General features: G+C 63.9%; 14 protein-coding genes and 3 tRNA genes. 5 read left to right on the forward strand and 12 right to left on the reverse strand.

Annotated features, from left to right (window positions below; translation table 11 throughout):
- Positions 1 to 69 precede the first annotated feature (69 nt).
- Positions 70 to 801, forward strand: coding sequence for an AraC family transcriptional regulator (locus AC4HIX_RS11490; RefSeq protein WP_490399092.1), 732 nt, complete (start codon positions 70 to 72; stop codon positions 799 to 801).
- A 66-nt stretch (positions 802 to 867) separates the two neighbouring features.
- On the opposite strand, the gene hisH is transcribed toward AC4HIX_RS11490, so the two are convergent.
- Positions 868 to 1,506 (reverse strand): imidazole glycerol phosphate synthase subunit HisH, encoded by a 639-nt coding sequence (gene hisH, locus AC4HIX_RS11495; protein WP_490399093.1) that lies wholly within the window; start codon positions 1,504 to 1,506, stop codon positions 868 to 870.
- 1 nt (position 1,507) lies between these two features.
- On the reverse strand, positions 1,508 to 2,095 hold the full coding sequence (hisB, locus tag AC4HIX_RS11500; RefSeq protein ID WP_027236985.1) for an imidazoleglycerol-phosphate dehydratase HisB: 588 nt from the start codon (positions 2,093 to 2,095) through the stop codon (positions 1,508 to 1,510).
- Positions 2,096 to 2,298: 203 nt separating this feature from the next.
- On the opposite strand from hisB, the gene AC4HIX_RS11505 reads away from it, so the two are divergent.
- On the forward strand, positions 2,299 to 2,538 hold the full coding sequence (locus AC4HIX_RS11505; protein WP_027236986.1) for an Lrp/AsnC family transcriptional regulator: 240 nt from the start codon (positions 2,299 to 2,301) through the stop codon (positions 2,536 to 2,538).
- Between the two features lie 75 nt (positions 2,539 to 2,613).
- On the opposite strand, the gene AC4HIX_RS11510 is transcribed toward AC4HIX_RS11505, so the two are convergent.
- The 7 genes from AC4HIX_RS11510 to AC4HIX_RS11540 form a co-directional block, all read right to left on the reverse strand.
- Positions 2,614 to 3,966, reverse strand: coding sequence for an aminotransferase (locus AC4HIX_RS11510; protein WP_490399094.1), 1,353 nt, complete (start codon positions 3,964 to 3,966; stop codon positions 2,614 to 2,616).
- A gap of 164 nt (positions 3,967 to 4,130) precedes the next feature.
- A tRNA-Gly gene (locus AC4HIX_RS11515) sits at positions 4,131 to 4,205 on the reverse strand.
- Between the two features lie 144 nt (positions 4,206 to 4,349).
- Positions 4,350 to 4,424 (reverse strand) — tRNA-Gly (locus tag AC4HIX_RS11520).
- Positions 4,425 to 4,514: 90 nt separating this feature from the next.
- Positions 4,515 to 4,928, reverse strand: a complete 414-nt coding sequence (locus AC4HIX_RS11525) for a very short patch repair endonuclease (RefSeq protein WP_490399095.1) — start codon at positions 4,926 to 4,928, stop codon at positions 4,515 to 4,517.
- Positions 4,913 to 5,815, reverse strand: a complete 903-nt coding sequence (locus AC4HIX_RS11530) for a NaeI family type II restriction endonuclease (protein WP_490399096.1) — start codon at positions 5,813 to 5,815, stop codon at positions 4,913 to 4,915. Before AC4HIX_RS11530 ends, AC4HIX_RS11525 begins: the two co-directional genes overlap by 16 nt.
- Before the next feature lie 105 nt (positions 5,816 to 5,920).
- On the reverse strand, positions 5,921 to 6,880 hold the full coding sequence (locus tag AC4HIX_RS11535) for a DNA cytosine methyltransferase (protein ID WP_366661516.1): 960 nt from the start codon (positions 6,878 to 6,880) through the stop codon (positions 5,921 to 5,923).
- Positions 6,881 to 7,027: 147 nt separating this feature from the next.
- A tRNA-Gly gene (locus AC4HIX_RS11540) sits at positions 7,028 to 7,102 on the reverse strand.
- Between the two features lie 155 nt (positions 7,103 to 7,257).
- On the opposite strand from AC4HIX_RS11540, the gene AC4HIX_RS11545 reads away from it, so the two are divergent.
- Positions 7,258 to 7,431, forward strand: coding sequence for a hypothetical protein (locus tag AC4HIX_RS11545; RefSeq protein WP_475046526.1), 174 nt, complete (start codon positions 7,258 to 7,260; stop codon positions 7,429 to 7,431).
- Positions 7,432 to 7,632: 201 nt separating this feature from the next.
- Here the strand turns inward: AC4HIX_RS11545 and AC4HIX_RS11550 are convergent, their stop codons facing one another.
- Positions 7,633 to 11,076: a pyruvate carboxylase gene (locus AC4HIX_RS11550; protein ID WP_490399097.1), complete on the reverse strand. Its 3,444-nt coding sequence runs from the start codon at positions 11,074 to 11,076 to the stop codon at positions 7,633 to 7,635.
- Between the two features lie 408 nt (positions 11,077 to 11,484).
- Between AC4HIX_RS11550 and AC4HIX_RS11555 the strand changes: the two genes are divergently transcribed.
- Positions 11,485 to 11,922 (forward strand): BLUF domain-containing protein, encoded by a 438-nt coding sequence (locus tag AC4HIX_RS11555; protein WP_490399098.1) that lies wholly within the window; start codon positions 11,485 to 11,487, stop codon positions 11,920 to 11,922.
- Positions 11,923 to 11,935: 13 nt separating this feature from the next.
- On the opposite strand, the gene AC4HIX_RS11560 is transcribed toward AC4HIX_RS11555, so the two are convergent.
- Positions 11,936 to 13,087 (reverse strand): alpha-hydroxy acid oxidase, encoded by a 1,152-nt coding sequence (locus AC4HIX_RS11560; RefSeq protein WP_490399099.1) that lies wholly within the window; start codon positions 13,085 to 13,087, stop codon positions 11,936 to 11,938.
- Between the two features lie 83 nt (positions 13,088 to 13,170).
- Complete coding sequence (locus AC4HIX_RS11565) at positions 13,171 to 14,961, reverse strand: sensor domain-containing diguanylate cyclase (RefSeq protein ID WP_490399100.1); 1,791 nt, start codon at positions 14,959 to 14,961, stop codon at positions 13,171 to 13,173.
- Between the two features lie 226 nt (positions 14,962 to 15,187).
- On the opposite strand from AC4HIX_RS11565, the gene AC4HIX_RS11570 reads away from it, so the two are divergent.
- On the forward strand, positions 15,188 to 17,557 hold the full coding sequence (locus AC4HIX_RS11570; RefSeq protein WP_490399101.1) for an ATP-dependent helicase: 2,370 nt from the start codon (positions 15,188 to 15,190) through the stop codon (positions 17,555 to 17,557).
- Positions 17,558 to 17,589 lie beyond the last annotated feature (32 nt).

Raw genomic sequence — 17,589 nt, forward strand, 5'->3', positions numbered from 1 at the left:
GCTTGCCCAAAGGTATCGCGCAGTTTACTGTCGCATAAATCCGAAAAACCTGACGGGAACCCCGGAATTATGGATCGCCTCACCACATTGATGGACCGCTTTCAGCTGGCCGTGCAGGCGGCCGGACCGGGGGAGGCCAATCTGGCAGCGCTGGCGGACAGCACCGGCGCGCCGGTGCGCATTCTCTACTGCACCAAAGGGGCGATGCAGGAGCTGGATCCGGCCACGGTCATGTGGTCCGCGCGGGTGGAGTGGTCGGGGCAGAGCAACCCGTTTCTGGCCGCCTTGCCGCAGCTGGTGGACTACGGCATCGCCGGCAATGCCGAAGCCCAGGGGCTGGTGCGGCTCATGCAGGAGGAAGCCGAGGGCCAGCACTGCGGCGCGCAGTCGGTGATCAACCGGCTGGGCGAGGTGCTGATGGTGCGCCTGTTGCGTAATCAGATCCAGAAGGGGGCGACAGAGCCGGGTCTTCTGGCGGGCCTCGCCGATCCGCGCCTCAGCCGGGCCATCGTCGCGATGCATGATCACCCCGGCAGGCTCTGGACCAATGCCGATCTGGCGCAGGAGGCGGGATTGTCGCTCTCACGCTTTGCCGAGCTGTTCGCTGCAGAGGTGGGCGAAACCCCGATGGGCTACCTGCGCCGCTGGCGGCTGATCCTGGCGCATCAGGATCTCGCGCGCGGCGACAGGGTGGAGGCGGTGGCCCGCCGCTATGCCTACACCAGCCCCGAAGGCTTCACGCGTGCTTTCCGCAAGGCCTATGGCGTGGCGCCGGTTTCGCTGAGGACGGCTGCCGCCTGAGCGCCGCGGCTTTCATCTTTCCCCAAATACTCCCGCCGGAGGCAACGGCGCGTCAGCGCCGTCCCCTTACGGTTTCCAGGTCAGGAAGTTTCCGATCATCCGCAGCCCGGTGGCCTGGCTTTTCTCCGGATGAAACTGCATGCCCACCATCGTGTCCCGGCCAATGACTGCGGTCACGTCGCCGGCATAATCCACATGCGCCAGCCGTTCCGCCGGATTGGCCACGCGGAAGTGGTAGGAGTGCACGAAATACACGTGATCGCCGCTCTGGATGCCGTCAAATACCGGGTGCGCATGGTCGATCACCAGATCGTTCCAGCCCATGTGCGGCACCTTCAGCGCCGGGTCTGCCGGCGTGATCTTCACGACATCGCCGCCGACCCACCCCAAACCCGGAGTGTCCTGATACTCGTGCCCGGTGGTCGCCATCAGCTGCATGCCGACGCAGATGCCCAGGAACGGACGGCCTTTCTGCTCCACCGCCTCAACCATCGCGTCATAGATGCCCTTGTGGCCGCGCAGTTCCGCCGCACAGGCCGGAAAGGCGCCGTCGCCGGGCAACACCAGCCGGTCGGCACGCGCAACCACATCGGCGTCGGAGGTCACCACGACCTCGCCCGCATCCACTTCCCGCGCCATGCGCTGGAACGCCTTCTCGGCGGAGTGCAGGTTGCCGGATTCGTAGTCGATAATTGCCGTCAGCATGTCAGAGTGCACCCTTGGTGGAGGGAATCGCATCCGCCTTGCGCGGGTCGGTTTCCACCGCCAGCCGCAGCGCGCGCGCGACAGCCTTGAACGCCGCCTCGGCAATGTGATGGCTGTTGAACCCGTGCAGCTGGTCGATGTGCAGGGTGATGCCGCCGTGGGTGCTCAGGGCTTGGAAGAACTCCCGCACCAGCTCGGTGTCGAACGCGCCGATCTTCTGGGTGGGCAGCTCAACGTTCCAAATCAGGAACGGGCGCGCCGACAGGTCCAGCGCGCAGCGCACCTGGGCGTCATCCATCGGCAGGTGGCACTCGCCATAGCGGCGGATGCCCTTCTTGTCCCCCAGCGCTTGCACCAGCGCCTGACCCAGCGCGATGCCGGTGTCCTCCACCGTGTGGTGGTCGTCGATGTGGTAATCGCCCTTGGCCCGGATGGTCATGTCGATCAGCGAATGGCGCGCCAGCTGGTCCAGCATGTGGTCGAAAAAGCCGACGCCGGTCTGGTTGTCGTAAACCCCGGTGCCGTCGAGATTGATTTCGACCGAGATATCGGTTTCCGCGGTCTTGCGGGTCACTTTGGCGGTACGCATCAGCGGCTTTTCCTTCGTCATGCTGCAAGAACTTTGGTTCTGCCCCGGCGCTTATAGGGCGGGCAGGGGGGCTGGCTCAAGTGCGGCATTGTGCAAGCAGGGCAATCTGTTGCAGCAATCCCGGTCCCATCCCGGTCTCTTGCGCCCGGATGCGGCGCGTGCGAGCTTGGGCGCAAATTCCTGATCAGCCATGAGGGCCTCCCATGTCCACCTGCGTCTTTGTCCAGATCCGCTGCAAGCCCGGCACCACCTACAAGGTGGCCGAAGAGATTGCGCTGCGGGAAATCCACTCCGAACTCTACTCCACCAGCGGCAATTTCGACCTGCTGATGAAGCTCTACATCCCCAGCGGCGAGGATGTGGGCAAATACATCAACGACCAGTTGCTGCAGATCGAAGGGATTGAGCGGTCGCTGACCACGATGACCTACAAGGTGTTCTGAGGCCACCGGCAGCCAAGAGGCAGACAGCAAAACGCCCCGCAGTGCGGGGCGTTTTTCCTTCCCAGTACAGGCTGGTCAGGCAGCAATCAGGCCTTTGTCCTGCAATTCTGCATAAGCCGTATCTACCGCGGTCTTCATCCGGGCCAGCATGTCGTCCACTTCTGCCTTGGTGATGATCAGCGGCGGGCACAGCGCCAGTGCGTTGCCGGCGACTGCCCGCAGGATCAGCCCGTTGTCCTGGCAGGCCTTCTGCGCGGCGGCACCCGCGGCCCCCTTGCCAAAGCTCGCGCCGGTGGTCTTGTTCGATACCAGCTCCAGCGCCGCGATCAGGCCCTTGCCGCGGACCTCGCCAACCAGCGGATGGCTGCTGAACACCTCGCGCAGCTGCGCCTGCATGTAGGCCCCCACTTCGGCGGCGTGCTCGAACAGGTTGTCGCGCTCGTAGATCTCCAGCGTCTTCAGTGCTGCGGCGCAGGCCGCCGGGTGGCCGGAGTAGGTGTAGCCGTGGCCGAACACGCCGACTTCATTGGTCTGCGCGATCATCGCCTCATACATCCAGCCGGGGATCACAGAGGCCGAGATCGGGAAATAGGCCGAGCTCAGCTGCTTGGCAAAGGTCATCAGGTCCGGCTTGATGCCCATGGTGGTGCAGCCGAAATCCGCCCCGGTGCGCCCGAAGCCGCAGATCACCTCATCGGCCCAGACCAGGATGCCATGCTTGCGCAAGAGCGCTTGCAGCTTCTCATAGTACCCTTCCGGCGGCACGATCACGCCGGACGCGCCGGTGATCGGCTCGACGATCATCGCGGCGATGGTGTCGGGGTCTTCGGCCAGAATCTGCTCTTCCAGATTGCTGATGATCCGGTCGACGAACTGCTCCTCGGTCTCGTTGCCCTGGCGGCCGGTGTAATAATGCGGCGCGTCGGAGCGCAGGATATGCAGCGCCTCCAGCGGCGCGTCGAAGTGGGCCAGGTTCGCGGGCAGGGAGGTCAGCGAACCGGCCGCCACGGTCACCCCGTGATAGCCGCGCTCGCGGGTGATGATCTTGCGCTTCTCCGGCTTGCCGATGGCGTTGAAGTAATAGCGCAGCATCTTGTAGTGGGTGTCGTTGGCGTCCGAGCCGGAGTTGCCAAAAAAGATATAGGCATCCTCCACCGGCACCATCGCCTTGAGCTTCTCGGCCAGCTTCATGATCGGCTCATGAGTCTTGCCGCCGAAGGTGTGCGAGAACGGCAGCTTGTGAAGCTGATCGGTGATCGCATCCATCACCTCGGTGTTGCTGTAGCCCAGCGAGGTGCACCACAGGCCCGCCAGGCCTTCGATGTATTTGTTGCCGTCCGTGTCATAGACATAGATGCCTTCGCCGCGGTCCAGGCACAGCTGCTCGGTCGCGGTGAAATTGGTGGTGGGATAGATGACAGGGGCCATGTCCAAACTCCTACAATGACCTGCCGCAGGGGCTGTTTTGCAGTAGCTTTGGCGTGTTTTGCGGCGCGCGTCAAAGGGAATTTGATCAAATTTCAGGGTGCGTCCAAACCCGGTGCCGGAAAAAGCGAAAGGCCGCCCCGAAGGACGGCCTGTTCGTTTCCCGATGGAGCGGGCGATGAGATTCGAACTCACGACCCTTACCTTGGCAAGGTAATGCTCTACCCCTGAGCTACGCCCGCGCTGCCATCCGGTGAGGCGGTGAATAGGAAATCCGGCAGGAGGCTGCAAGCGGAAAGTGACAGTCTGATGAAGAAAATGCCGCCGGCGCCGCCGGGCCAAAAAGCGAAAGGCCGCCCCGAGGGACGGCCTTTTCGGCTTTCGAATGGAGCGGGCGATGAGATTCGAACTCACGACCCTTACCTTGGCAAGGTAATGCTCTACCCCTGAGCTACGCCCGCGCTGCCATTCGGTGAAGCGGTGTTTAGGGTTTTCCCAAACGGGCTGCAAGAGGAAATTTTCAGAACCGCGCAAGTATCTGTGGATAAGCGTTATTCTGTGGATTTCAGAAAGTCCGCGAGGCGGTTTTTCAAGGCCGCGCGATCCTTGGTTTCGCATTCCCAGATCGTCAGTACCTGCCAGCCCGCTGCCTGCAATGCCGCCTCTTGCTCTGCGTCGCGCTGAACATTGCGCCGTAGCTTGGGCTCCCAGTAATCGCGGCGGCTGGCCGGAATGCGCCCGTCGCGGCACTCATGCAGGTGCCAGAAACAGCCATGCACAAAAATCACCTTGCGGCGCGGCCCGAACACCAGGTCCGGCTTGCCGGGCAGGTCTTTGCGGTGCAGCCGGTAGCGAAAGCCCATCCCGTGCACCATCCGCCGCACCAGCATTTCGGGCTTGGTGTGCTTGGCGCGGATCTTCGCCATATTGGCGCTGCGCCGTTCCGGTGTCAGCTTGTCGGCCATTCCAACTTGTGCCTGGATTGCTCCACCATGCGGGCATGGTAGCTGCTTTCAATCCGGCAGGAAATAAACGCGCTGGCCGGGCAGGGCGGCAGACCCAGCGCCTTGATCAGCTGGGCATCCTTCTGGCCTTCCAGCAGCACGATCTGCTCGCGCGCCAGCATGTCGCGGGTGCCGTGGCCGCCATCGGCCCGGATGCGGCGCATAAAGTCCTTCTGCTGCGCCACCGCCTCCACCACGTCGCGCGGCACCGGGCGGCCCTGAATCAGCCGGAACAGCCGCGCCATCCGATCGTTGCCAGTCTCACCTGCAAAGATCTGCTCCACCGCCGCCTCATCCGCAGTCCGCCAGAAATTGGCAGGGTAGGGCTGATCCTTCAGCAGCCACAGGATATGGCGGAACCCCTCGGCGGAGATGCTGCGCTTGGCGTCCTTGTTTTGCCCCGCGGTCAAATACTCAGGCCGGGCCACGATCAGACCCAGATAGCAGCGCGCCCGCACCTCATCCGCGGCGACCAGCAGGCAGGCGCAATCAATCGCCTCGGTCGGGATCATCCAGTTGCCGCCCATGGTGTGCTTGATGTCGACATCCTGGCCCAGGATCTCAGTATCCAGCCGCCCCTTGCGCAAGCGCAGCAGCGCCCGCAGCTCGATCTCGACCCGGGTGCCGATATAGGTCTTTTCGGTCTTCTCCAGCTCTTCATAAGCGCGCCGCCCGGTCTTGGGCGTCATGATCACATCATCAATGCACTGCCGCAGCATTTGCGGCACATCATATTCCAGCGCCAAGGCGCCGCCCGCACGGGTGGTGATTTCTTCTGCCAGCGGGAAAAGGATGCCGAAATCCGGATGGCCGGGAAGGACAAGGCTGTCTGGGAGCTTCTGTTTCAAATGAGGATCTCCCGCCCGGCGGCACGCCGGGCAGTGCCCGACCGCCCCCATGGGCGGGCACTTCGTTTCCGCCCGCGGCCGGGCACTGCCCTTAACGCTCTGTTGCTACGCTCGCACAGCATGCAGCTTCGGCTTGGCAATCGCCGCCTTCAGTTCCCGCGCCACGGCTTCGGCCACCGGCGGCGGGAAGGCGTTGCCGACCTGGCGGTAGGCATTGGTCTTGGCACCTGTGAAATGCCAGGCATCCGGGAAGCCCTGAATGCGCGCGACCATCCGCACCGTCAGCCGCGGCATGTCGTTGTGGAACGGATCCGGCGCCTCGTTCGCGATGGTGCGGCCCTCAACGCCCAAAGCCGCCCAGGCGCGCCGTGCGCGGGTCGGGCCCAGGTCGGGGCCGCCATGTTTCTTGGAGCCGCCAACGATGGTTGGCGCGATCTCATCCGCCTTGGCGGCCCAGTCATCGGCCCCGCGCCAGCCGCGTTCCTTCATCAGGTCGATCAGGGTGGCACCCACGGTCGGCGGGTTGTGCGGCAGCGGCTCGGGCCAGTTGAACTGACCTGCGAATTCCTTGCGCAGGGCGACAATCGCCACCCGCGGCCGCAGCTGCGGCACCCCGAAGTCGGAGGCATTGAGCAGCCGCCAATCGGTCTCATAGCCCAGTTTCGACAGCTGCTTCTTCAGCTTCTCGCGGTAGTCATGGAACACCGCATCCAGAAAGCCGCGCACATTCTCGATCATCACCGCACGGGGGCGGGTGGCGTCGACAATCTCGATCGCGTCATCGAACAGGTTGCGCTCGTCCTTCTCGCCCAGCTGCTTGCCCGCGACGGAAAACGGCGGGCAGGGCAGACCGCCGGCCAAAAGGTCGATGCCCTTGTAGTCGCCCGCAACCTCCTTGAACTTGCGCACGTCCTCTTCCAGCACGTTCCACTGCGGCCGGTTGTGGCGCAGGGTGGCACAGCAGTGCTTGTCGATCTCAACCAGCGCCGTGTGGTCAAAGCCTGCCTTTTCCAGCCCAAGGGCCTGGCCGCCCGCACCTGCGCATAGTTCTACCGATGTCAGCATTCTGCTCCGCCCGTGTTTTTTTCGCGTTCTTGCTCTGTTCCTAGGCGGAAAGGTGATTCCGCACAAGGGATTCCGCACCGGGCCAGAGTAGGGGCAAACCGGCAAAAGCGAAAGGCCGCCCCGAAGGGCGGCCTGTCCGTTTCCCGATGGAGCGGGCGATGAGATTCGAACTCACGACCCTTACCTTGGCAAGGTAATGCTCTACCCCTGAGCTACGCCCGCGCTGCCATCCGGTGAGCGGTGAAATAGGGTTTTGGGGGCCAGGCTGCAAGAGGAAAATCGGCAGCAGGAGAAAAAAATCCGCACCGACCGCGACGGAACGGCGCAAGACGCGCGTTTCATCCTCAAAGACCGGATTGTCAGGGGAGATTGATAGGATGCTTTGCAAGGATTTCCTGCGGATTGGCAGCCTCTGTGCCGCGATTGGCCTTGGGCTGCTGGCGCACAGCAAGCCACCGCAGGCGGACAGCTGGGCGGGAAGGATTAATGTGATCAAGCCTGTGCAGGTCGAAACCGTGACCTTGCCGGAGCCTGCGGCGTTGCGTGTCTGAAACCTTGCGGCAGACCGTTTCCCGGCGCGGGAAACGGCCAAAAATCCTGCGAGGATTTTCTGGCTTCGCAGGCGGGCGAAGCCCCCAGTTTTCCGCGCCGGAAAACTGGCCGGAATTCTCGCAGAATTCCGGTTCCGCCGCGCAATGAAAAGGGCGCCCTGCCACTGGCAGGACGCCCTTGTTTCAGATCCGCCTAGCAGCTTATTCCAGCTCGACCAGCAGGTCCTTGGCGTCGATCTGGCCGCCGGCCTGAACATGCACCGCCTTCACAACCGCGTCGCGCTCGGCGTGGATGCCGGTTTCCATCTTCATCGCTTCGATGGTCAGCAGCATGTCGCCTTCATGCACCTGCTGGCCTGCCTGCACCGCAACCGATGCGACAACACCCGGCATCGGCGCGCCGACGTGGTTGGGGTTGCCCGCTTCCGCCTTGGGGTTGGCCTGGGTTGAAGCCTTGACCAGACGGTTCGGCACCCGGATCACGCGGGGCTGGCCGTTGAGTTCAAAGAAGACCTTCACCTCGCCCTTCTCGTCGGTTTCGGAGATGGCCTGCAGGCGGATTTCCAGGGTTTTGCCCGGGTCGATCTCGGCAGTGATCTCCTCGCCCGGCTCCATGCCGTAGAAGAAGGTCCGGGTCGGCAGGGTGCGCACCGGGCCGTACTGGCGGTGGCGGCCCATGTAGTCCAGGAACACCTTGGGATACATCAGGTAGCCGTTCAGATCCTCGTCATCGACCTTGAAGCCTTCCAGCTGCTTGGACAGATCGGCACGGACCGCTTCCAGGTCGACCGGCTCCAGATGCGCGCCGGGGCGTTCGGTGTTCGGTGCCTCGCCTTTCAGAACCTTGCTGACGATGCCCTCGGGGAAGCCGCCCGGGGGCTGGCCCAGGTTGCCGCGCATCATGTCAACAACCGAGTCGGGGAAGGCCACGTCGGTGGCGGGATCCTCGACCTGCGCACGGGTCAGGCCCTGGCTGACCATCATCAGAGCCATGTCGCCAACCACCTTGGAGGACGGGGTCACCTTGACGATGTCGCCGAACATCTGGTTCACGTCAGCATAGGTCTGCGCCACATCGGCCCATTTCTCTTCCAGCCCCAGCGAGCGCGCCTGCGCCTTCAGGTTGGTGAACTGGCCGCCCGGCATTTCGTGCAGATAAACCTCTGAGGCCGGGGCCTGCAGGCCGCTCTCGAACGCCACGTACTGCGCCCGCACCTGTTCCCAGTAGCCGGAGATCTCGCGCACCTTGGCGATGTCGATGCCGGTGTCGCGGTCGGTGTTGCGCAGCGCCTCCACGATGGAGCCGAGGCAGGGCTGCGAGGTGCCGCCCGAGAAGGCGTCCATGGCCGCATCCACCGCATCGACGCCGGCATCAGCTGCCGCCAGAATGGTGGCACCCGCCACGCCGGAGGTGTCGTGGGTGTGGAAGTGGACCGGCAGGCCGACTTCTTCTTTCAGCGCCTTGACCAGCTGGCGGGCGGCGGCGGGCTTCAAGAGGCCTGCCATGTCCTTCAGGCCCAGGATGTGGGCGCCTGCGGCTTCCAGCTCCTTGGCCATGCCGACATAGTACTTGAGGCCGTACTTGGCGCGGTTCGGGTCCAGGATGTCGCCGGTATAGCAGATGGTGCCTTCGCAGACCTTGCCGCTCTCGACCACCGCGTCCATCGCGACGCGCATGTTCTCGACCCAGTTCAGCGAGTCGAAGACGCGGAACACGTCGACACCGGTCGTGGCCGCTTGGCGCACGAACTCCCGCACTACGTTGTCCGGATAGTTGGTGTAGCCGACGCCGTTGGAGGCGCGCAGCAGCATCTGGGTCATCAGGTTCGGCATCCGCTCGCGCAGGTCGCGCAGACGCTGCCACGGGCATTCCTGCAAGAAGCGGTAGGCCACGTCAAAGGTCGCACCGCCCCAGCACTCGACCGAGAACAGCTGGCTGAGGTTCTGCGCATAGGCCGGCGCCACCTTGATCATGTCGATCGAGCGCATCCGGGTCGCAAGCAGCGACTGGTGGCCGTCGCGCATGGTGGTGTCGGTGAGCAGCAGCTGGCGCTGCGCCTTCATCCAGTCGGCAACGGCTTGCGCGCCTTTCTGCTCCAGCAGGTTGCGGGTGCCATAGGGCAGGTTGCCCGGCTCCGCCTTGGGCGCGCGCGGCTCTTTCAGGTCGGCAGCGGGCGCCGGGCGGCCTTCGGTCTCCGGGTGGCCGTTCACGGTGATGTCCGCGATATAGGTCAGCACCTTGGTGCCGCGGTCGCGGCGCTTCTTGAACTGGAACAGGTCCGGGGTCTCGTCGATGAACTTGGTGGTGTATTCATTCGACAGGAAGGTCGGGTGCTTCAGCAGGTTCTCGACAAACGCGATGTTGGTGCTGACGCCGCGGACCCGGAATTCGCGCAGCGCGCGGTCCATGCGGGCAATCGCCTTCTCGGGCGTCGGCGCCCAGGCGGTCACCTTGGTCAGCAGCGAGTCGTAATACCGGGTGATCACGCCGCCCGCATATGCGGTGCCGCCGTCCAGGCGGATGCCCATGCCGGTCGCAGAGCGGTAGGCGGTGATGCGGCCGTAGTCCGGGATGAAGTTGTTCAGCGGATCCTCGGTGGTGACGCGCGTCTGCAGCGCGTGGCCGTTCAGGCGGATATCGTCCTGGCTGGCCTTGCCGGTGGCCTCGGCAATGGTCTTGCCCTCGGCGATCAGGATCTGCGCCTGCACGATGTCGATGCCGGTGACCTCTTCGGTCACGGTATGCTCCACCTGCACCCGCGGGTTCACTTCGATGAAGTAGAAGTTGCCGGATTCCATATCCATCAGGAATTCGACGGTGCCTGCGCACTCATAGTTCACATGCTGGCAGATCTTGCGGCCCAGGTCGCACAGCTCGGCGCGCTGCGTGTCGCTCAGGTACGGGGCAGGGGCACGCTCAACCACTTTCTGGTTGCGGCGCTGGACCGAACAGTCCCGCTCATAAAGGTGATAGATGTTGCCGTCCTTGTCGCCCAGGATCTGCACCTCGACGTGGCGGGCGCGGGTGATCATCTTCTCCAGATACCCCTCGCCGTTGCCGAATGCGGCTTCCGCCTCGCGGCGGCCTTCCAGCACCTTTTCTTCCAGCTCCTTCTCGGCGTGGATCGGACGCATGCCGCGGCCGCCGCCGCCCCAGGAGGCCTTCAGCATCAAGGGATAGCCGATCTCGGCCGCTTCCTTGCGGATCGCGTCCATGTCGTCGCCCAGCACTTCGGTCGCGGGAATAACCGGCACGCCGGCCGCGATCGCCACCTTGCGGGCGGAGGCCTTGTCGCCAAGCGCGCGCATAGTTTCCGCCTTGGGGCCGATGAAGGTGATGCCGTTGCGGGCGCAGGCGTCAACGAACTCCGGGTTCTCGGACAACAGGCCGTAGCCGGGGTGGATCGCATCGGCGCCGCTTTCCTTGGCGACGCGGATGATCTCGTCGATCGACAGATAGGCCGCAACCGGCCCCATGCCTTCGCCGATCCGGTAGGCTTCGTCCGCCTTGAACCGGTGCAGGCCGAGTTTGTCTTCCTCGGCATAGACGGCGACGGTGCGCTTGCCCATCTCGTTGGCGGCGCGCATCACGCGGATCGCGATCTCGCCACGGTTGGCAATCAGGATCTTTTTGAAGTCGGTCATTTCACCCTCGGGGTCCGTGCAAGTTGGTGCAGTGTTAGGCGGATATTAGCGATCCGCACAACCGTAGTTCTGGGTATTTCCGGCATGATTGCGCTCTCAAGCGGCCTGTTTTTGGATTTTTGTTACATACCGGATGCCGGTTTTTTCCGCTTTGTAACGGGCCCCGCGCCGGCTGATGAGCGCGGCAGGGCCGGAAAGCGGCAGCCGGGGGTGCACCGCTTTAGGATGGCGTGCTCAACTTTGGGTCAGAAATGCAGGGATTTGCGCAACCAAAGAGCCAGGACCTGACCTTCCGGTACAGAGGCAGCGGGCGATTGCGCGGTTAGACTGAAAACAGGCTTGGGTTCAATTGCTTGCCCTCATCAAACCAGCCGCGCCCGGTGCCGGCTGCTGCAAAGGAGAGTAAAGATGCACCGTATTATCTACGTCAGCCAGGCTGCGGGCGGCATGACCAGCACAGATCTGGCCGTAATCGTCGAGAAAGCGCAGAAAACCAACGCTGCCGCCGAAGTGACCGGCATGCTGGTCGGCCACAAGGGGTGGTTCCTGCAGGTGATCGAAGGCCCGGCACAAGCGCTGGCTGCGCTGTTTCACCGCATCAGTGCCGACCCGCGGCACGGCAATATCCGGGTGCTGGTCAGCGAGCCGGCGGAATACCGGGCCTTCCCCGAATGGCGGATGGCCTTCTCGGAACCGCACGTGCTGCCGGGGGCCGTGCAAAAGCACGTGTTTGCGCTGCAAAACCTGATCCCGATCAACAGCCCCGACCGCGGCAGCGAAACCGCCGTGCGGCAGGTCGTGCGCGACTTTCTCGCCGCCTTTGAGCGGCTGGAGAAGACAGCCTGACGCGGGCGGCGGTTCACCCCGCCGTCAAAAGACGCGGTTCCAGGGATCGAAGGGCCGCCAGATCCGGCGTTCCCAGCTGGCTCATATTGGCCTGCATGTCCTTGGCCAGAACATCGGTCAGATGCGCCGGGCCGTCAGCGCCAAGCGCTGCCAGCGCATAATGGTAGGCGCGGCCCAGCATGACAAAATCCGCCCCCAGCGCCAGTGCCCTGATGATGTCCAGCCCGCCCTCGATTCCGCTGTCGAAGATCAGCGGAATCCGCACTGCCTCGCGGATCTCCGGCAGCAGGTCTATTGCGGCGGGGCAGCCGTCGAACTGGCGGCCGCCGTGGTTGGAGATCCAGACCGCATCGGCGCCGGCCTCTTCCAGCCGTCTGGCATCCTGCGCCCGCTGCACGCCCTTGATGATGAACGGGCCGTCCCAGTTGCGGCGCAACCACTGCACATAGTTCCAATCGGGCGAGGTGCGCAGCAGGTAACCGATATGGGCGGTTGGCGGCAGGTTTGCCTGCGCGCCGGAGATGTATTTGTCCAGCGTCCGCATATGCGGCATCCCATGCCGTGCCATCCCCAGCGCCCAGGCGGGCCGCATCGCGATCTGCGCCAGCAGCCGCGGGGTCAGCCGCGGCGGCTGGGTCAGGCCGGAGCGCGTCTGCCGCTCCCGGCGCGAGGCGGCGGGAACATCCACCGTCAGCACCAGCGTCCGGAACCCCGCATCCCGGGCCCGCGCCAGCAGGTCGGTGCGGATGCCCTCATCCTTCGGAGGATAAAGCTGAAACCAGGCGTCCTCCCCCAGGTGCGGTGCCAGATCCTCGGGCGAGCGGCTGGCCACGGTTGACAGGCAAAAGGGAATGTCCGCCGCGGCGGCGCTGCGGGCCAGGATGGCCTCGGCATCCGGCCAGATCAGTCCTGACATGCCGACGGGCGCGATGCCAAACGGCAGGGCCTGCGGCTTGCCCAGGAACTCAGTCCTCAGGTCCGGCTCCATCGGTCCGTGCAGGATGGACGGAAGAAACCGCACCCGGTCCAGCCCGGTGCGGTTACGTGCCTTGGCGGCCTCGCCGCCGGTGCCGCTGTCCAGATAGTCCCAGACGAAACGCGGCAGCCGGGCCCGGGCGCGGTCTCTCAGATCGTTAAGGCCCGGGTATCTTTGATGCAAATCCATGCACGCATTGGTACGCGGCGGGCGGCAGAGTGCAAGAAAAAGCGCCCGGCGCCTGTCACGGCTTCCGGGCGCCCGGCTGCGGCCTAGGCCGCGGCATCCTTGTCCTGCGGTTCCGGGGCGCCCGCGGCCTGCACCGCCGGATTGCGCGGGGCAGGGATTGCGCCATCCGCAACGCAGACCTGATTGCGGCCCTTGGCCTTGGCATCATACAGCGCATCGTCAGAGGCGCGCAGCAGATCCTGCGGCATGGTGCCATGCGCCGGGTAATGCGCCACGCCCAGCGAAATGGTGATCCGCGGCAGCGCCTTTTCACCATAGCGGACGACCACATCCTCAACCCCTTGGCGCAGCAGTTCAGCCTTGGTCATCACGTCCTCCTGGCTCAGGCCAGGCAGAATCAGGGTGAACTCCTCGCCGCCGGGACGGCAGGCGATCTCGTCGCCGTCGCAGGCCTGTTCCAGCACCGAGCCGACCGCACGCAGCACCATATCGCCCGCATCATGGCCATGGTTGTCGTTGAATTTCTTGAAGTGGTCGACGTCGATCGACACCACGCTGAGCCGCCGTCCGCTGTTCTGGCTGGCGCCGATGAGCTTGCGCAGGCTTTCCGTCATGTGACGGCGGTTGAACAGTCCGGTCAGCGGATCGCGCACCGACTGGTCGTGCAGCTGGTCGCGCATCCGCACGTTTGCGATTGCCATTGAAATCTGCTCCGCGCACATCTGCGCCAGTTTCTTGGTGCCGACAAACTCCGGGCATTCGTCCTTGATCGCCCGCAGATGCATCAGGCCAACGGTTTCACCATGCGCCAGGATCGGAAAGCAGTAATAGCTCCGGCCGTCATGCGGCTCCGCGTGCTCGCAGACGAAATCAATCTCAGAGGTGCCGAACTCATAGGTGCGGCCCCGGCGCAGGCCCCAGCATTCCTCAGGGTGGATGTGATCCTTGTGGCTGCCGCCGTTCCAGCTGGCACAGCCGTCCAGCACATCGCGGGAGTTGGAGTAGACATAGATGCTGCCCTCGGCGGTGGGCAGGATGTGGGTCATGAAACGGGCAACCATGTCGAACAGCTCATCCAGGGAGCGGCTTGACTGAAGCCATTCGTTCAGCTCCCCCAGCAGCTGCACCTCGCGGGCCAGCCGCAGCTGTTCATCCAGGATGCCGCGCTCTTTCTTGTTCTGCTGCTGCATCTGGTTCATGCTGAACCGGTTGGTCCTGAACACCACATAGACGGCGATGGTCATGGCCAAGAGCGCAATGGAAGTCAGCACAATCAGCGACAGCTGGGCGCGGCGGATAAACGTCGTCCTCAGGTCGGTGATATCGGTGTAGAAATCGATCGCACCGTCGAATTGACCATTGTGAATCAGCGGCACATAGACCTGCGCAACCTCCCGCGTGATGCTGCTGTCAAAGCCGTTGGACTGCAGCGGGAACCCATCCACCTCGTAGGCCGGCAGCGGCTCGTGCATGTAATAGACCTCGCCGCGCGCGACCTGTGTGCTGAAAAAGGCGTTGGTCTCATACTCGCCGATCTCTTCGCTGCGGGTGGACCAGAAAATTTCCCCGTCGCTGGTCAGCAGGCGGAACCGGAATACGTCCGTCTCCTCTGGCAGCAGCAGCAGATCCTGGGCGTCCGCGGGCCGGATCCGCCCCTCTTCAAAGGAGTCCCCGACGTCTGTCATGTGCAGCACCACCCTGCGCTGCCAATGCTGCGACTGCTTGCGCAGATCGTTTTCGATCATCCGGTCCACGATGGGCGTGGGGACCGCAAACACAGCCCAGGCCGATGCGCCCGCGGCTGCGACAAGGACCAGGATCAGCGATAAGCTGCGGATCTTTTCAGCAAGGCTGGATCTCAAGTTTTTCTTCATTTTTCTGCGCCTGAAGTGCTGTAAAGTTAAGGGGCGGTATGCAACCGCGACCCTAGCCGGGATTGCTTTCGGTCCCGTTAATCTCCCGTAAGACTCCTGAAATCTTTCTTTCCGCTGAGCACTTTACAGCCGCCGCTAATGGGCCCTGAAGATGTGGCGGAAGGCAGGTGAACAGAGTGTGAACGTCCTCTTTCCGCCAGGCTTGAATCAGGCTAAGATCGCGCCCATGAGCAGTTTTGACGAAATGGACGCCTTTGAGGGCGCTTCGCTGTCGGCCCGCGCCATGCAGGCGCGGCCGATGCCGTATCTGGACAGCCTCAACCCCGCCCAGCGGGAGGCCGTTGAATGCCTCGACGGCCCGGTGCTGATGCTGGCGGGCGCGGGCACCGGCAAGACCAAGGCGCTGACCACCCGCATCGTGCATCTCCTCAGCACCGGACGGGCGCGCCCGAATGAGATCCTGTCGGTGACTTTCACCAACAAGGCCGCGCGCGAGATGAAGGAGCGGGTCGGCGCTATGCTGGGCCAGGCTGTTGAAGGGATGCCGTGGCTCGGCACCTTCCATTCGATCTGCGTCAAGCTGCTGCGCCGCCACGCTGAGCTGGCGGGGCTGAAATCGAACTTCACCATTCTCGACACCGACGACCAGATCCGCCTGCTCAAGCAGTTGATCCAGGCCGCGGGCATCGACGACAAGCGCTGGCCCGCGCGGATGCTGGCGGGCATCATCGACGACTGGAAAAACCGCGCACTGACACCGGACAAGGTGCCCGCAGGCGATGCCAGCGCCTATAACAGCCGCGGCACCGAGTTCTACGCCCAGTACCAAACCCGCCTGCGCGAGCTGAACGCGGTGGATTTCGGCGACCTGCTCTTGCACATGGTCACGATTTTCCAGAACCACCCCGACGTGCTGGAGCAGTACCAGCGCTGGTTCCGCTACATCATGGTGGACGAATACCAGGATACCAACGTCGCCCAGTACCTCTGGCTGCGGCTGCTGGCGGGCAAGCATAAGAACGTCTGCTGTGTCGGCGATGACGATCAGTCGATCTATGGCTGGCGCGGCGCCGAGGTTGGCAACATCCTGCGGTTTGAGAAGGATTTTCCCGGCGCTATGGTGGTCCGGCTGGAGCAGAACTACCGCTCCACCGGCCATATCCTCGCGGCCGCCGGCGGCGTGATCCGCGGCAATCAGGGCCGCTTGGGCAAAGAACTCTGGACCGAGGCCGGTGACGGCGAGAAAGTCCGTCTGATCGGCCACTGGGACGGCGAGGAAGAGGCCCGCTGGATCGGCGAAGAGATTGAATCGATGCAGCGCGGCACCCGCGGCCAGGCTCCCTTGGGGCTAGACCAGATGGCCATTCTGGTGCGCGCCTCCCACCAGATGCGCGCGTTCGAGGACCGCTTCCTGACCATCGGCCTGCCGTACCGCGTGATCGGCGGCCCGCGCTTTTATGAGCGGATGGAGATCCGCGATGCGATGGCCTATTTCCGTGTCGTGGTCTCGCCCGACGACGATCTGGCGTTTGAGCGCATCGTCAACACCCCGAAACGCGGCCTTGGCGACAAGGCGCAGCAGACCATCCAAAGCATCGCCCGCGAAAATGGCGTTTCACTTGTGGAGGGTGCGCGGCTTGCAGTCGAGAGCGGCCAGATCAAGGGCAAGGGCGGCGGCGCCCTGCGTCAGCTGGTCGAAGGCATCGCCCGCTGGGGCCGCATGGCCGGCGACGCTGACATGACCCATATGGAACTGGCTGAGATCATTCTGGACGAGTCCGGCTACACCGGCATGTGGCAGAACGACAAGACGCCTGAGGCGCCGGGCCGTCTGGAAAACCTCAAGGAATTGGTCAAGGCGCTGGAATCTTTCGAGAACCTGCAGGGCTTCCTCGAACATGTCAGCCTAGTGATGGACAACGACAAGCAGGACGCGGACGAGAAGGTCTCGATCATGACCCTGCACGCGGCCAAGGGCCTGGAATTTCCCGCTGTCTTCCTGCCGGGCTGGGAAGACGGGCTGTTCCCCTCGCAGCGCTCGATGGACGAAAGCGGCCTGAAGGGCTTGGAGGAAGAGCGCCGCCTTGCCTATGTCGGCATCACCCGCGCCGAACAGATCTGCACCATATCTTTCGCCGGCAACCGGCGGGTGTTCGGGCAATGGCAATCGCAGCTGCCCTCGCGTTTCATTGACGAGCTGCCGGAGGAGCATGTCGAGGTGCTGACGCCCCCGGGCCTTTATGGCGGCGGCTATGGCGCTGCCGCGCCCGGCGGCGCGATGGCGGGCGGGCAGGTGCGCTCAACGATCGAAGAGAAAATGGCGCAGGCCGATGGCTACAACTCGCCCGGCTGGAAGCGGATGCAGGCCCGCGCGGGCCAGCGCGGCCTGTCGCAGCCAAAAGAGAGCAAGCACCAGGTGATCGACCTGACCGCGACCTCCAGCTTCACCTTGGGGGAGCGGGTGTTCCACCAGAAGTTCGGCTACGGCGCCATCACCGGCATCGAGGGCGACAAGCTTGAAGTGGACTTTGAGAAGGCAGGCACCAAGAAAGTGGTCGCCCGCTTTGTTTCTGCCACGGACGACGTTCCGTTTTAAACGAAGTATTTAAGCCGGCAGGGCCGGCGGAT

It is taken from the genome of Leisingera sp., from assembly GCF_982940295.1.